At 62.9% G+C, this 14,574-nt stretch carries 14 protein-coding genes; 9 read left to right on the forward strand and 5 right to left on the reverse strand.

Annotation, left to right across the window (positions count from 1 at the left end):
- Positions 1 to 85: 85 nt before the first annotated feature.
- A complete protein-coding gene (katG, locus tag I6F35_RS05325; protein ID WP_225116609.1) occupies positions 86 to 2,257 on the reverse strand; it encodes a catalase/peroxidase HPI in 2,172 nt (723 codons plus the stop codon).
- Between the two features lie 106 nt (positions 2,258 to 2,363).
- Here katG and I6F35_RS05330 point away from each other — a divergent pair, with 106 nt between their 5' ends.
- The 7 genes from I6F35_RS05330 to I6F35_RS05360 all read left to right on the forward strand — a co-directional run bounded on the left by I6F35_RS05330 (position 2,364) and on the right by I6F35_RS05360 (position 10,490).
- Positions 2,364 to 3,302 (forward strand): hydrogen peroxide-inducible genes activator, encoded by a 939-nt coding sequence (locus tag I6F35_RS05330; protein ID WP_225116610.1) that lies wholly within the window; start codon positions 2,364 to 2,366, stop codon positions 3,300 to 3,302.
- Positions 3,303 to 3,344: 42 nt separating this feature from the next.
- The gene (locus I6F35_RS05335) at positions 3,345 to 4,286 is read left to right on the forward strand and encodes a LysR family transcriptional regulator (protein ID WP_225116611.1); all 942 of its coding nucleotides are present in this window, start codon (positions 3,345 to 3,347) and stop codon (positions 4,284 to 4,286) included.
- 137 nt (positions 4,287 to 4,423) lie between these two features.
- Positions 4,424 to 5,728: an MFS transporter gene (locus I6F35_RS05340; protein ID WP_225116612.1), complete on the forward strand. Its 1,305-nt coding sequence runs from the start codon at positions 4,424 to 4,426 to the stop codon at positions 5,726 to 5,728.
- Between the two features lie 121 nt (positions 5,729 to 5,849).
- A complete protein-coding gene (locus I6F35_RS05345) occupies positions 5,850 to 6,641 on the forward strand; it encodes an SDR family NAD(P)-dependent oxidoreductase (RefSeq protein WP_225116613.1) in 792 nt (263 codons plus the stop codon).
- A 23-nt stretch (positions 6,642 to 6,664) separates the two neighbouring features.
- Positions 6,665 to 7,426: a glucose 1-dehydrogenase gene (locus I6F35_RS05350; protein ID WP_225116614.1), complete on the forward strand. Its 762-nt coding sequence runs from the start codon at positions 6,665 to 6,667 to the stop codon at positions 7,424 to 7,426.
- Between the two features lie 215 nt (positions 7,427 to 7,641).
- The gene (locus tag I6F35_RS05355; protein WP_225116615.1) at positions 7,642 to 8,487 is read left to right on the forward strand and encodes an alpha/beta hydrolase; all 846 of its coding nucleotides are present in this window, start codon (positions 7,642 to 7,644) and stop codon (positions 8,485 to 8,487) included.
- Positions 8,484 to 10,490 (forward strand): NAD(P)/FAD-dependent oxidoreductase, encoded by a 2,007-nt coding sequence (locus tag I6F35_RS05360; protein WP_225116616.1) that lies wholly within the window; start codon positions 8,484 to 8,486, stop codon positions 10,488 to 10,490. Before I6F35_RS05355 ends, I6F35_RS05360 begins: the two co-directional genes overlap by 4 nt.
- On the opposite strand, the gene I6F35_RS05365 is transcribed toward I6F35_RS05360, so the two are convergent.
- Positions 10,468 to 10,767: a winged helix DNA-binding protein gene (locus tag I6F35_RS05365; RefSeq protein ID WP_249792389.1), complete on the reverse strand. Its 300-nt coding sequence runs from the start codon at positions 10,765 to 10,767 to the stop codon at positions 10,468 to 10,470. The two genes, I6F35_RS05360 and I6F35_RS05365, sit on opposite strands and share 23 nt — an antisense overlap.
- On the reverse strand, positions 10,716 to 11,054 hold the full coding sequence (locus I6F35_RS05370) for a hypothetical protein (RefSeq protein ID WP_225116617.1): 339 nt from the start codon (positions 11,052 to 11,054) through the stop codon (positions 10,716 to 10,718). The genes I6F35_RS05365 and I6F35_RS05370 overlap by 52 nt, the downstream gene beginning before the upstream one ends.
- Positions 11,055 to 11,227: 173 nt before the next feature.
- Between I6F35_RS05370 and I6F35_RS05375 the strand changes: the two genes are divergently transcribed.
- Together I6F35_RS05375 and I6F35_RS05380 are read left to right on the forward strand one after the other, a co-directional pair.
- Positions 11,228 to 12,460: a dienelactone hydrolase family protein gene (locus I6F35_RS05375; protein ID WP_225116863.1), complete on the forward strand. Its 1,233-nt coding sequence runs from the start codon at positions 11,228 to 11,230 to the stop codon at positions 12,458 to 12,460.
- 69 nt (positions 12,461 to 12,529) lie between these two features.
- A complete protein-coding gene (locus I6F35_RS05380) occupies positions 12,530 to 13,249 on the forward strand; it encodes an SDR family oxidoreductase (RefSeq protein WP_225116618.1) in 720 nt (239 codons plus the stop codon).
- A 7-nt stretch (positions 13,250 to 13,256) separates the two neighbouring features.
- On the opposite strand, the gene I6F35_RS05385 is transcribed toward I6F35_RS05380, so the two are convergent.
- Both I6F35_RS05385 and I6F35_RS05390 read right to left on the reverse strand, forming a co-directional pair.
- Positions 13,257 to 13,997, reverse strand: a complete 741-nt coding sequence (locus I6F35_RS05385) for a helix-turn-helix domain-containing protein (RefSeq protein WP_225116619.1) — start codon at positions 13,995 to 13,997, stop codon at positions 13,257 to 13,259.
- A 16-nt stretch (positions 13,998 to 14,013) separates the two neighbouring features.
- A complete protein-coding gene (locus I6F35_RS05390) occupies positions 14,014 to 14,574 on the reverse strand; it encodes a hypothetical protein (RefSeq protein ID WP_225116620.1) in 561 nt (186 codons plus the stop codon).

Here is a 14,574-nt window from a genome sequence, read left to right on the forward strand (position 1 = left end):
TACGATGTTAAAAAGTTCAGGGCGGCGTCCAACTGCTTGGACGCCGCCCTGATTTTTCGTTCTTTTAGCGCCAGCCGTCAGCGCCTCAAGCGGCTGCCAGGTCAAAGCGATCGAGGTTCATCACCTTGGTCCAGGCCGCCACGAAGTCCTTGACGAACTTCTCCTTTGAGTCGGCGCAGGCATAGACTTCGCCGAACGCGCGGAGCTGCGAGTGCGAACCGAAGATCAGATCCACGCGGGTGGCGGTCCACTTCAGCTCATTGGTCTTGCGGTCGCGGCCCTCGTAGACGCCATCGCCCTTGTCGCTCCACTGCGTACGCATGTCGAGCAGGTTCAGGAAGAAGTCGTTCGTCAGCTTCTCGGGCTTGTCGGTAAGGGCGCCGTGCTTCGACTGGCCGACATTCCCGCCGAGGACGCGCAGTCCGCCGATAAGAGCCGTCATCTCCGGCCCGGTGAGCCGCAGCAGTTGCGCCCGGTCCACCAATGCTTCCTCCGGCTGCATGAACTGATGCCTTTTGCCGATGTAGTTGCGGAAGCCATCGGCCCGCGGCTCAAGCGGTGCGAAGGAGGCAGCGTCGGTCTGCTCCTGCGAGGCATCCGCGCGGCCTGGCGTGAAGGGGACCTTCACGTCGGTGCCGCCGTCCTTCGCGGCCTTCTCCACCGCGGCGCTGCCGGCGAGAACGATCAGATCGGCGAGCGAGACCTTCTTGCCTCCCTTCTGCGATCCGTTGAACTCGTTCTGGATGGCTTCGAGCTTCTGCAGCACGGTCTTGAGCTGCGCCGGCTCGTTCACCTCCCAGTCCTTCTGCGGGCTCAGGCGAATGCGTGCGCCGTTCGCGCCGCCGCGCTTGTCCGAGCCGCGGAAGGTGGATGCCGACGCCCAGGCCGTCGACACCAGCTGGGACACCGACAGACCCGAGGCGAGGATCTTCGCCTTCAGCGCTTCGATGTCCTTGTCGTCGATCAGCGGATGATCGACCGCCGGGATCGGGTCCTGCCAGATCAGCGTTTCCTTCGGCACCAGCGGGCCGAGATAGCGCACGATCGGACCCATGTCGCGGTGCGTGAGCTTGAACCAGGCGCGGGCAAACGCGTCCGCGAACTGATCGGGATTCTCGTAGAAGCGCCGCGAGATCTTCTCGTAGGCCGGGTCGAAGCGCAGCGACAGATCGGTGGTCAGCATGGTCGGCAGGCGCTTCTTCGAGCTGTCGAAGGGATCCGGGATGATCGCCTCGGCACCCTTTGCCTGCCACTGCCACGCACCCGCCGGGCTCTTCACCAGCTCCCATTCATATTTGAACAGGTTCTCGAAGAAGTAGTTGCTCCACTTGATCGGGGTCTGCGACCAGATCACTTCGGGACCGCCGGTGATCGCGTCAGCCCCGAGGCCCGTACCATATTTGCTCTTCCAGCCGAGGCCCTGATCCTCCAGCGCACCACCTTCCGGCTCCGGACCGATGAGGGAGGGATCGCCGGCACCGTGGGTCTTTCCAAAGGTGTGGCCGCCGGCAATCAGAGCGACGGTCTCCTCGTCGTTCATCGCCATGCGGAAGAACGTCTCGCGGATGTCGCGCGCCGCAGCGACGGGGTCCGGCTTGCCGTTCGGTCCTTCCGGGTTGACGTAGATGAGGCCCATCTGCACCGCGCCGAGCGGCTCGGCAAGCTGGCGTTCGCCGCTGTAGCGCTCGTCGCCGAGCCAGGTGCCCTCGGGACCCCAGTACAGTTCTTCGGGCTCCCACACATCGACGCGGCCGCCCGCAAAGCCGAAGGTCTTGAAGCCCATCGACTCGAGGGCGACGTTGCCGGCGAGGATCATCAGGTCGGCCCAGGAGATCTTGCGGCCGTACTTCTGCTTGATCGGCCAGAGCAGCCGGCGCGCCTTGTCGAGGTTCGCGTTGTCAGGCCAGCTATTGAGCGGCGCGAAACGCTGCTGGCCGGCACCGGCGCCACCGCGGCCGTCGGTGATGCGGTAGGTGCCCGCGCTGTGCCATGCCATGCGGATCATCAGGCCGCCGTAATGGCCGAAGTCGGCGGGCCACCACTCCTGGGAGTCCGTCATCAGGGCATGCAGGTCTTTGATGACCGCGTTCAGGTCGAGCGTCTTGAATTCCTTGGCATAGTTGAAATCCTTGTCCATCGGATCGGACTTGCTCGAATTCCGATGCAGGACTTCGATGTCCAAATGGTTTGGCCACCAGTCACGGTTGGTGTAGCCGTGTCTTCCGCCCGCGACCGGGCATTTTGTTTTGTCGTCCATGATTGCCTCCTGCGGCAGTTTCTGGTGGGGGGGTCTGGAACCAATCTAAACAACGGATATCATCAGGTGAAATTGACTTTCGTGATTGTTGCGATAAGATATTCTGATGATCCAGTTTACCCTCCGACAGCTTCGTTATTTTGACGCGCTGGCGCGCCACGGCCATTTCGGACGTGCGGCGGAGGCCTGCGCGATCACGCAGCCGGCTTTGTCGATGCAGATCAAGGAGCTGGAGGAAGCGCTCGGCGGCGTGCTGCTCGAACGCAGCGCGCGGCAGGTGGTGCTGACGAAGTTCGGCGAAGAGCTCGCCCAGCGCGTCCGCGAAATCCTACGCTCGGTCGATGAACTCGGGGATTTCGCGCGCGCCTCGCGGGACCAGCTCGTCGGCCGGCTCCGCATCGGCATGATCCCGACGATTGCTCCCTACCTGCTGCCCAAGGTGATCGGCGATCTCACGCAGATCCATCCCGAACTCGACATCCACGTGCGCGAGACGGTGACGCCGAAGCTGATCAAGGAGCTTGCGGAAGGCCGGCTCGACACCGCCATCGTCGCCCTGCCGGTGTCCGAGCCTTCGCTCAGCGAGGTCGCGCTGTTCACGGAAAATTTCCTGCTGGTGCGGCCGGGCGCAGACGAGGGAACGCCGGTCCCGAGCAGCGAAGCGCTGCGCGAAATGAAGCTTCTGCTGTTGGAGGAGGGACATTGTTTCCGCGATCAGGCGCTGTCGTTCTGCAACATGCAGTCGTCGCCGCCACGGGAGGTGCTGGAAGCAAGCTCGCTGTCCACGCTGGTCCAGATGGTCGGCGCCGGCATCGGCGTCACCTTGATCCCGGAAATGGCTGTCGCGGTGGAGACACGTTCGGCATCGGTGTCGGTTGCCCGCTTCAAGGAGCCGCAACCCGCGCGAACCATCGGTATGGTGTGGCGCAAGACCAGTCCTCTGGCCCGGCAGCTCATGCAGATTTCCGAAGTGGTTTGTCTGTCGGCCGATGCGTTGCGCCAGCAGCGCACCCAGAAATCTTCATCGCGCCAACGCCGGGCCTGACCGGCGTCGCTCGCCTGGCAGCCCGCGCAAAGCCGGACCGATATGGATCTCAAGCAAATCAGCTATTTCATGTGGGTGTACGAGGAGGGAAGCTTCAGCAAGGCTGCGGCCAAGGCCAACGTCGTTCAAAGCGCACTCAGCATGCAGATCCGTCGCATCGAGGACGAGTTCGGCGTGCTGCTCTTCAATCGCCTGGCGCGGGGCGTCGAGCCAACCCCTGCCGGCCGGAAGTTTTACGAGCGATGCGTTCCGATCGCGCGCAATTTCGCGTTGGCAAAGGAAGAGCTCGCCGGCGCCAGCGACCTTGCAAACCTGTCGGGTGAAATTCGCGTCGGCTTGCCGGGCTCGTTCAACCGCGGCGTGCTGCAGAACGTGCTGCTGCCTTTCATGGACCGCTATCCGGACGTCCATTTGACGATCTCGGAAGCCTATACCGGCACGCTGATCGACTGGGTGCGAGAGGGGAATGTGGATTTCGCGCTCGGCGTGCGGCCGAGCGAAGAAGGCGGCTTGATCCAGAAACTGATCTATCGCGATCGGGTCGTGCTGATGTCGGGGACGCCGCTCAACGGGCCTGCCTTCCACTCCTGCGATCTGTGCAAGGTCGAGGGTCTCAAGCTGATTCTGCCGGCCCACAACCAGAGTTTCGGATCGCTGGTGCAGGACTACATCGACAAGGGACACATCAAGGCGGCAAAGCTGATCGAGATCAACGGGACGGTGGGCGCCTTCGAGCTGGCGCGCCACTCGGACTGGGGCGTGCTCACGCCCTTCATCGCCTTGTGCCGCGAAACGGACCGCTCCGACATCCACATCTATCCGGTCAGCAACCCCGAGATCCCGTTTGATCTGTACCTGGTCTACGACAAGCGTCGGCCTCCGAATGTCGCAGCGCGTCAATTCATCGCAGCGATCCAGGCCGAGCTCCGGGCCGTCGACCAGATCTGGCAGAGTCTGGTCGATGTGCACAATTTCGAGCCCTGAGCGCTGCTGCCATCACGCTTTGTGATAGCTGCTATCAGGCGCCCGTCTTTGCTGTGATCCCGCAGTTCCGCTAGTCCCGAAAAGCGATCCGCCGAACCGGCGGAACGCACAATAAAGATGTGAGGAGGGGACGCATCATGCAGCCTGCGGCGCTGACCTATACGACCAAGGAACGAAACAGCGTTCTGATTTCGACGCTGTTTGGCTACGGCCTGGACTTCTACAACATTCTCATCATTTCGTTCCTGATGGGAGCGATCCAGAAGTCGCTGAACATTACGCTGACGGAAGCCGGTATCATCACCACGGTGACCCTGGTGGGCTCGGTCGTCGGCGGTGTGCTTTTCGGCTGGCTCGGCGATCGCATCGGACGGAAGAATTCGCTTCTGTATACGCTCGGCCTGTTTTCCGTTGGCGCCATTCTTTCCGCCTTTGCCTGGGATTTCAATTCGCTGCTGTTCTTCCGCGCCATCGCCGGCATCGGACTTGGCGGCGAATGGGGCGCCGGGATCGTGCTCTTCAACGAGGTCTGGGACAAGAACCGCCGCGGCTTCGGCAGCTCGGTGATTCAGGCCGCTTCGACCGCGGGCATCGCTGCGGCGTCGGTGGTCGCGGTCTGGTCACTCAGCACGTTCAGCCCGGAATGGGGTTGGCGGATCGCGCTTCTCACCGGCGGCTCTCCCATTCTCCTGATGGTCTATGTCCGCTTCTGGATGCCGGAATCCAAGCTCTGGGCCGAATATGAGCGGATGCGAAAGGCCGGCGAACTGCCGCCGGAGAAATCGAAGGCAGGCAATCCGCTGATCGAGATCTTCAAAGGGGCGTCGCTGCGCTACACCATCCTCGGGTTCGTGATCGTCTCGGGCTACATGTTTGCGTTCTATTCGATTACCGTGTTCATGCCGGGCTTCATGCGCAATCTCGGCGCGCCGCCGGAAACCATTCGCGCCGTCACCTTGCTGTTTGCGCTGGCGCTCGCGGTGGCGTTCCTGGTGTTCGGCTGGTTCACCGACAGCCTGGGCCGCAAAATAGGTGTCGTCCTGCCGACCATCGTCAGCATTGTCGGCTTCATCGGAATCTACATGTCGGCCGACTCCACCTTCAACGGCTCGCTGCTCGCCTGGCCGCTGTTCGCCTGGTACGTCTTCTGGGGCGTCGGGCAAACCGCAGCGGGCATGTTCGGACCGTGGTTCTCCGAGCTCTATCCGGTTGAGCTGCGCTCCTCGGCGGTCTCCACGATCTACATGATCGGAAGGGGCGTCGGCAGCATCGCGCCGTTCGTCGTTCCCTTTGTGGCGGCGAATACCACGAGCGGCATCATCGGCGGCATGATGGCCGGACTTCTCGCGGCCGTGCTCTGTGCGCTCGCGGCGCTGCTGTTGCCCGAAACGGCCGGACGCTCGTTCTCCGTGATCGAATCCAAGGTGCGCTCGGCGGCCTAGCTTCAGGCGGAACGCGGACCTGAAAACAACACATCGCCGCCGCCCGCGGCGATGTGACGATTTCATCACGACTTCGACGACATCCTCAAGTGAAGATGGACGCGATGAGGGGAAACTCCAAATGCAAGACAAGTCCATGTTCGATCTGGATGGGCAGGTCGCCTTCGTTACGGGGGCTGCAAAGGGCCTCGGATTTGCGATGGCGGAAGTTGTCGCCGAACACGGCGCAACCGTCGTCATGACGGATATCGACGGTACGGCACTGGCCGCGTCGGTCGGCCGTCTCGAGGCGCGCGGCCTCAAGGTCCATGGCGAGGTCGTCGATGTTTCCGACACCGGCGTACTGGCACGTTCGATCGATGCGACTGCGGCCCGGTTCGGGCGTCTCGATATCGCCTTCGCCAATGCCGGCCTTTCCGCGGGATCCGGGCCGATGACAGACGCCGGCGCCATGGCCAATGTGGACATGGACCGCTGGAATCGGCTGCTTCAGATCAATCTCACCAGCGTGTTCGTCACGATCAGGACCGCGGCGGCGCATATGCAGGCTCGGCGTTCCGGCCGCTTGATCGTCACGGCGTCGATCGCCGGCATACGCGGTGAGCGGATGTGCGGTTACGCCTATGCCTCGACCAAGGCCGCGGTGGCCAATCTGGTCCGACAGTGTTCGATCGAACTGTCCGCGCACAACGTCACGATCAATGCGATCGCGCCGGGTCCATTTCTTACGGATATCGGCCAGGGCCGTCTGCACCAGCCGGATGTCGCGGCTGAATTCGTGCGCGATGTTCCGCTTGGCCGACTTGGGGAGCCGCACGAGATCAAGGGACTCGCGCTGCTCCTGGCGTCGCCGGCGTCCAGCTACATCACCGGCGCGGTCATACCAATCGATGGCGGAGCCACGGCTTCGTAGGCATCCTGTGACGGAGGTTCGAAATGAGCAAGCTGCTGGCTGGCAAGGTTGCGGTGATCACCGGCGCGGCCCAGGGACTCGGCGCCGCATTCGCGCTCGCATTGGCGGAGGAGGGCGCCGCCGTGGTCGTCGGCGATCTTGCGTCCACGGCTGATACCTGTGCGGCGGTAGCTGCCGTCGGAGGCCAGGCACGCGGGGTTCAGCTTGATGTTCTGGAGGCCCGTTCGGTTCAGAACATGATGGCGGCTGCCATCGAAAGCTTCGGACGGCTCGACATCCTCGTGAACAATGCCGCGATTTCAGGAACATTGCAGCTCAAGCCGCTCCTTGAGGTGAGCAGCGAGGAGTGGGACCGCGTGATGGCGGTCAATGTCCGCGGTGCGTTCGAATGCATCAAGGCCGCGGTGCCGCTGATGAAGGCGGCAGGCTATGGCAAGATCATCAACCTGTCTTCGGGAACGGCGATCAAGGGATCTGTCGGCCTTCCACACTATGTCGCCTCGAAGGGCGCAATCATCTCGCTCACGCGCGCTGCCGCGCGCGAGTTCGGCGCCGATGGAATTCGGGTCAATGCGCTTGCGCCGGGGCTGACCATGAGCGAGGCGATGAAAGAGAACCCGAGCTGGTCCGGCGATGTCGTCGCCAACAACATCGCCAGCCGCGCCCTGAAGCGGCAGGCGGTCCCTGACGATCTGCTGGGCACTCTCATTTTTCTTGCTTCGCCGATGAGCGATTTCATGACCGGCCAGACGCTGTCCGTTGATGGCGGGTCGGTGATGAATTGATTGAGCGCTCGTCGAAAGCGCCTGCGGGTGTGATGGGAGATATCACGACCAACGATACCAACTATCGCGAGAGCAGGCTGCGGGTGCTGCGTGGGACTGCAGTAGAGTCGCGACGAGAACAGACGATCGCAGGAATGATCACGGGTCGCATGCATCGCGCGTCGATAACCGGCATGCGCGTGCACAATGCGTCGAAAGGCTAGGGAGTTCTGATAGTGGCCGCAAACTTTGAAACGAAGAATGTCGTAGCGGGCGGATTCAACACTCGTTATCTCGAGGCCGGAAAGAAGGGCCAGCCGATCCTGGTTCTGATCCACGACGGCGCATTCGGCACCACCGCGGAGCTGTGCTGGAGCCGCGTCATCGATCGCCTCGCGGCGGAGTATCATATCTTCGCACCGGAATTGCTCGGCTGGGGAGGGACTGACAAGGTCGTATTCTTCGATCGCTCTCCCTATGCAGCGCGCATCCCTCATGTCGCGGCTTTCGTCGAGACGGTCGGCATCCCATCGGCCGATTTCCTGGGAGCATCGTTCGGCGGTTCGCTGACGATGCGGGCCACCGTCGCTCCAGGCAACCCGTGGCACATCCGCCGCGCGATCTCGATCACCGGCTCCGGCGGGCCGTACCGTCTTCAGTCCGGTATCGAGGCGTTGGCCGAATATACCCCAAGCCTCGAGGCTGCCCGAAAGCTGACAGCGTTGATCGCAGGATCAGCGGATGGTTTGGACGAGCACATCCGGCAGCGTCATGAGAACAGCCTTATCCCGGGGCACTGGGAAACGTTGATGGCGCCGCGCCTGCGCAATCCTTCGGTGGATCGCTCGCCGCCGCCTGATCCATATCTGGATCAACTGGCCGCCACCACCATTCCCACCTTGCTGGTGGAGGGCTTGCGCGACCCGCTGCTTGAGCCGGGCTGGTCCAGGAAGCTAGCCGATCTTTCGCCGCGCATTTCCGCTGTTGCGATCGAGGCCGGGCATGAGCCCAACATAGAGGCGCCCGCGGAAGTGTGCCGGCTGGTCACCGCTTTTCTGAACCAAGGCGGAGAAGTGACATGAACAAGGTCGCATTCGGCACCCGGCCCGGCCGGCAAACGGATGGCCTGGAGAAGCTGGATCATGTTCTTCCGATCGCTGCGAGCGATGCCGAGATCGAGGCCGCCGTTGCGGAGGCAGATCTGCCGGCCTTGCTGGCGGCGCTGGCCGTTCTCACGGGCAACGATCGCCTCATCGCCGACGATCTGCAGCCGCCGCCGTTTCAGATGGGCGCTTCCATCAAGCCGCAGGGCGGGATGAGCGCCGAGGCGCAAGCGAAGGCGAGGCGGTTGGCGACACAGAGCCTGATCGTCTACCGCGACAACGGATGTCCGCCGCCCGATCCTTCTGCGGCTGTTCTCGAGCGAGCGATGCGCTTCCTCGCGCGGGATGCGGGAGATGAGTACCTGCCATTGCTGAGGCACGAACTCGGTCTGCCACGGGATATGGGAGCGCCCGATTGGCATAAGAGCCAGACTGCACCGAACAGGGAGTTTCGTGTCGCTGTCATCGGTGCGGGATTGTCGGGCGTTGCCGCGGCGCATCGCCTCGCCCAGGCAGGTGTCGATTACACCGTGTTCGAGAAGAACCCCGATGTCGGCGGGGTCTGGTGGAGCAACAGCTATCCGGGCTGTCGCCTCGATACGCCCAACTTCGCCTACAGCTTCTCGTTTGCGCAGAAGCAGGACTGGCCCGAGCAATTCTCGCGGCAAATAGAGATCCAGAAATACATCGCCGATGTCGCGCGCGACACGTCGGTTCGCGACAACATCGAGTTCAATACCGAAGTCGTTTCGCTCGTTTACGATGAGGCGACCGCAACTTGGAGCTTGCGCACCCGCCGCGCCGACGGCGCGATCAGGGATCAGACCTTCAACGCGATCATCACCGCGGTTGGCCAGCTAAGCCGCCCGGCAATTCCCGACATTCCCGGGCTAGATCGCTTCAGGGGTGCCTGGTTTCACTCCGCCGAATGGCCGGCCGGATTTGATGTTGCCGGCAAGCGCGTCGCCGTCATTGGAACGGGAGCGAGCGCCTATCAGATCGTACCCTCGATAGTGAGCGAGGTTGCCGAGCTCAAGGTGTTCCAGCGCAATCCGCCGTGGATGCTACCGACCCCGAACTATCACGAGCTGATCAAGCCCGGCATGGCCTGGTTGCTTCATCACGTTCCTTATTACGGTCGCTGGTTCCGGTTCTGGCAGTTCTGGATCGCAGCCGAGGGGCGTCTGCCGCTTGTTGCTGTCGACCCCGGGTGGGATCATCCGATCTCCGTCGGGCGCGCCAACGAGAGCCTCCGCCTCGAATGCATGGCGCATCTGGAGGCGCAACTCGTCGACCGTCCGGATCTCCTGAAGAAGCTGACCCCGACCTATCCGCCGGGCGCCAAGCGAATGCTGCGAGACAATGGCGTCTGGACATCGGCTCTCAAGCAACCTCATGCGAGTCTGCTGGTCGACGGCATCACATCCATCACCGAAACAGGTGTCGAGACGCCGGACGGCACTTTGCATGAAGTTGACGTGATCGTATTCGCCACCGGCTTTCTCGCGTCGGACTATCTTGCGCCGATCAAGATCGTCGGGCGGGGCGGAAAGGATTTGCACGTGTGGTGGGGCGGCGACTGTCGCGCCTATCTCGGGATCACCGTTCCCGGCTTTCCCAACCTGTTCATGACGGGAGGCCCCAATACGGGAGTGGTCGTCAATGGCAGCGCGATCTTTTCGGCCGAGTGTGCCGTCGAGTACGCCCTTTCGGCGATCGGGCAACTGCTTGCGGGCGGGCATGCCGCGATGGACGTCCGGGACGCGCCGTTCCGGGCGTTCAACGAGCGCGTCGATGCCGGCAATCTGACGAAAGCCTGGGGCGTCGCCAAGACGACGAGCTGGTACAAGAACCAATTTGGAAGGGCCTCGCAGACCTGGCCGTTTTCGCTGCTGGAATATTGGCGCCTGACCGAGACCGCGGATCTTGCCGACTATGAGCTGCTGCCTGATTCCACGTTCAGGGCTGATGGCGGCGGGTGATCGCAACCTGGGCGGCCTGGGCATAGAGGCTCGAGATCAATTCGAGATAACTGCCCGCGGCCTCGGACTTCTCGGCCCAGCCATCCAGCGCTTCCAGCATCGGCGGCAGGGTTTCCGCCCGCAGGCTGGCATATGCTTCCGTCACGGAGCGGCCGCTCTCGGTGGCGCGATAGCGCGTCTCCTTGCGCGACGAAGAACCCGCCGTCTCGATGAGCCCGGCCCGCATCAGCTTGCGCGTGGTGTATTGTAGGTTCGGGACATCGACGCGGTTGAGCAACTGCCCGATCTCTGACAGCCGCTTTGGCTCGTCGCCATCCTGACCACGTTGAGCACGGCGACGTCATCGCCCGTGAGCGGCACGTCGCAGACGGCGGCAAGGCACGCAGACTTCCAGCGATAATAGGCCTGCGCCAGCCGCTCCAGCCCGAATTCGAATTCCGTCAGGCGTCGCTCGGTATCGGTGCGCGCGAGATGCCAGGATCCCGGCTGATCGGCCGTCGCCTGCGGCTTCAGCTTTGCCGCCCGGCCGTTTCGCTTCACCGCGATCTTCTGCGTCTTCTTCAAAAACGTCTCCTGCGTTCACGCGCCGCTCACGGCCTGGGCATGTCCTGCCCAATCTATGCCATTTACAAGTTGAATTCTTACCTTAAAAATTCAATTAAGAAAGCATGATGAAGTCGCTACGCCCAGGGCTGTTCGGAATGGGTCGGAGCGCGCAGGGAGAGAAGGCCGATACGATGGCGGGACAGTGGATCGACATCGCCGCGAAGGATGGCGGCAGCTTCAAGGGCTATCTCTCCGTTCCCGCTTCGGGCTCCGGTCCGGGCATCCTGCTGCTGCAGGAAATCTTCGGCATCAATGCCTCGATGCGTGCGGTGGCCGACTACTACGCGGAAGAAGGTTACGTCGTGCTCGCGCCGGATCTATTCTGGCGCATGGACCCCGGCGTCGAGCTCGGCTACAGCGAGGCGGATTTCGGCAAGGCGATGGGCTACTACCAGCGCTTCGATGTCGACCAGTCGATCAGGGATGCGGCCGACGCGCTGCAAGCTTTGCGCGCGCGTAGCGAATGCAAAGGCAAGGTCGGCGCGCTCGGCTTCTGCCTGGGCGGAAAGCTCGCCTATCTCGTCGCCGCGCGCACCGACGTCGATTGTGCCGTCAGCTATTACGGCGTCGGCATCGAGGCCGATCTCGGCGAGGCCGGCGACATCAAGGGGCCGATGGTCTTTCATTTTGCCGAGCTCGACCGCTTTGCGCCGGCGGAGGCGCGCGAACAGATCAAGGCGGCATTTGCGGCACGTCCCGACGTCGAATTCTATCTCTATCCCGGTTGCGATCACGCCTTCGCCGCGCCGGAGCGGGCGAGCTTCAACAAGCCCGCGACGCTGATGGCGCATACGCGTTCGATCGCGCTGTTCCGGAAAGTGTTAGGTCCCCGCTACGATCTCTCCGCGTTGTGGGACAGGCATACCGAACTTGAATTTGCGACGCGCTCGGCGGAAGAGACCATGAAGACCATGGTCGCCGAGCCCTATGTCAATCACATTCCGACCCTGACTGGCGGCGTCGGCTATCGCGATCTCTTGCGCTTCTACAAGAACCACTTCATCCCGAAGACGCCGCGGGACACCAAGTTGGTGCCGATCTCGCGCACCATCGGTGCCGATCGCGTCGTGGACGAGATGCTGTTCTGCTTCACCCACGATATCGAGATCGACTGGATGCTGCCCGGCATCCCGCCAACCGGCAAATATGTGGAGATCCCGCTGGTCGCGATCGTCCGCTTCCGCGGCGACAAGCTCTACAACGAGCATATCTATTGGGATCAGGCCTCGGTGCTGGTGCAGATCGGGCTGCTTGATCCTGCGAAGCTTCCGGTGGCGGGCGTCGAGATCGCGAAGAAGCTGGTCGATGAGGCATTGCCCTCGAACGCGCTGATGGCGCGCTGGGCCGAAAGCGCCCCGCAATGACCAGAACAGGAGAACGGCGCCCGCGAGAGGCGCCGTTCTCGCACATGATCCATATCGGTGAGGTGCCGCATGACCGAGACCATCAAGGGTTCTGTCGTTTTCATCACCGGCGCAACTGGCGCGATCGCGCAGGCGCTGATCGCCGAACTCAAGGCCCGCGGCGCGGCGAAGATCTATGCCGCGGCGCGCGATATCTCCGCGCTCGCGGTGTCCGATGACCTGCTGCCAATCAAGATGGATGTCGCCAGTGATGAGGACGTCGCGCGCGCCGCAAGCCGTGCGTCTGGCGTTACGCTCCTGATCAACAATGCGGGCGTCAACCACAACACCGCCTTCATGCTGGCGCCGGATCTGGCCTTCGCGCGCGACGAGATGGAGATCAACTACCTCGCGCCGCTACGGGTGACGCGGGCCTTCGCGCCGATTCTGATCAAGAACCGCGGCGCAGTGCTGAACCTTCTCACCATCCTGGCCCGCGTCAATCTGCCGTTCATGGGGTCTTATTGCGCATCCAAGGCGGCGGGACTGAGCATGACGCAGGGGCTGCGCGGCGATCTCGCACCAGAGGGCGTCCGCGTCGTCGCGGCGCTGCCCGGCGCGATCGACACTCGGATGACCGCGGTGCTCACGATCCCGAAAATGACCACGGCGGAGGCGGCGGCGGAAATCCTCGACGGCTTCGAGAGGGGCGAGGAGGAGATCTATGTCGGCGAGATGGCCCGTGGCCTCGCGCAAGGCCTGACCGAGGATCCGAAGGCAGTCGAGCGCCGACTGGCTTCGCCGGGCTGAAGCGGCATCAGTCGTTCTCTCTGATGTAGCAGATGATCGAAAGAAAGCGGATCGGCAGGGTCACCATTTCTTCCGGCCCGTGCGGCGCGTCGGCGTCGAAGAACAGGCTGTCGCCTGGTGTCATCGTGTAGCGCTTTTCGGCGTGGCGGTAGACCACCTTGCCTTCGAGCATGTAGAGAAACTCCATGCCGGAGTGCTGGAACAGCGGAAATACGTCCGACTCGTTCGTCAGCGTGATCATGTAGGGCTCGACCACGAGACGCGAGTTCTGGTCGCCGTTGTAACCGAGCAGGTGATACTGATGCCCGCTTCGCGTCCCGCGCCGCTCGATCGCGAGACCTTCGCCGGCCTTGACGAAGCTGACCGAACGCCGCTCTTCGTAGCGGCGAAAGAACGAACTGACGGGGACACTGAGCGCGCGCGCCAGCGCCTGCAGCGTCGTGAGCGAGGGTGAGGTCATGCCGTTCTCGATCTTCGACAGCATGCCAAGCGAGATGCCCGCCGCTTCCGCCAGATCGGAAATCTTGATGCCGAGCTTGTTGCGGAAGTTGCGGACCTCGCGCCCGATCGCGACTTCGAGAATGTTGTCGCGTGGCTCGCTCAGCGCGTGGGGATTCTGACTGCTGAGAACCTTCGCTGGATCAAGCGGCGCCTTGATGCCGTCAGAACGTTTCCAGTTGGCGACGTTCTCGGCCTCGCGTTTGGCAGCCGTCTTCGACGTTCGAGCCTTCGTCTGCGCCTTCACCATGCTGCGTCCTCCTCGCTTAGGACACTAGGCTTCCGGCGTCCGTTACGCTGCCTCCGAATTCCCCGGCAGAATCTGTGAGGCACGATAGCATGTAGGCCGATGAGGCGCTATCGGCCAGCACGTGATAGGTCAGTCGCTGCGCAATGTCCGCCCGCAGCACGATCGAACTGAGTCGGGCGACCGAAGTCTGCGCGATCGCAAGATCCTCGAAGCGGTGCGGCCTGAGGTCGACTGCACAGAGCTTGGCAAGCATCGCCGGCGCGCCATCGCCCTGGACAGCGAACCATGCATGGCTGTGGCGGCGGGGCATCGGATAGGTTCGTTCGCCATCCTCGATCCGCCATCCGTTTTCCAGGGGCGCGAAAGCATCTTCGTTTGCGTCCAGCGCGCCGAGGAGGACAATTTCGCTCGCGGCAAGCACCATGCAGAGGGCGCCGCCGGCTTGCCGGAACGCGCGGTTGGGTTTGTTCTCGACCACGATGCCTCGCTTCTGCATCGCCGGCAGCGTGCCGCGGCCCTTGAAACCGAGGCGGGGCAGTTCGGAGAGGTCGACGATGCCGAGCCGAGCAGAGACCAT

It is taken from the genome of Bradyrhizobium sp. BRP22, from assembly GCF_020194175.1.
GTDB lineage: Bacteria > Pseudomonadota > Alphaproteobacteria > Rhizobiales > Xanthobacteraceae > Bradyrhizobium.

Excerpts from the sequence above, each read along its gene's own strand:
- katG (WP_225116609.1), bottom strand. The coding sequence starts at position 2,257 with ATGGACGACAAAACAAAATGCCCGGTCGCGGGCGGAAGACACGGCTAC.
- I6F35_RS05330 (WP_225116610.1), top strand. The coding sequence starts at position 2,364 with ATGATCCAGTTTACCCTCCGACAGCTTCGTTATTTTGACGCGCTGGCG.
- I6F35_RS05335 (WP_225116611.1), top strand. The coding sequence starts at position 3,345 with ATGGATCTCAAGCAAATCAGCTATTTCATGTGGGTGTACGAGGAGGGA.
- I6F35_RS05340 (WP_225116612.1), top strand. The coding sequence starts at position 4,424 with ATGCAGCCTGCGGCGCTGACCTATACGACCAAGGAACGAAACAGCGTT.
- I6F35_RS05345 (WP_225116613.1), top strand. The coding sequence starts at position 5,850 with ATGCAAGACAAGTCCATGTTCGATCTGGATGGGCAGGTCGCCTTCGTT.
- I6F35_RS05350 (WP_225116614.1), top strand. The coding sequence starts at position 6,665 with ATGAGCAAGCTGCTGGCTGGCAAGGTTGCGGTGATCACCGGCGCGGCC.
- I6F35_RS05360 (WP_225116616.1), top strand. The coding sequence starts at position 8,484 with ATGAACAAGGTCGCATTCGGCACCCGGCCCGGCCGGCAAACGGATGGC.
- I6F35_RS05375 (WP_225116863.1), top strand. The coding sequence starts at position 11,228 with ATGGCGGGACAGTGGATCGACATCGCCGCGAAGGATGGCGGCAGCTTC.
- I6F35_RS05380 (WP_225116618.1), top strand. The coding sequence starts at position 12,530 with ATGACCGAGACCATCAAGGGTTCTGTCGTTTTCATCACCGGCGCAACT.
- I6F35_RS05385 (WP_225116619.1), bottom strand. The coding sequence starts at position 13,997 with ATGGTGAAGGCGCAGACGAAGGCTCGAACGTCGAAGACGGCTGCCAAA.
- I6F35_RS05390 (WP_225116620.1), bottom strand. The coding sequence starts at position 14,574 with ATGGTCTCTGCTCGGCTCGGCATCGTCGACCTCTCCGAACTGCCCCGC.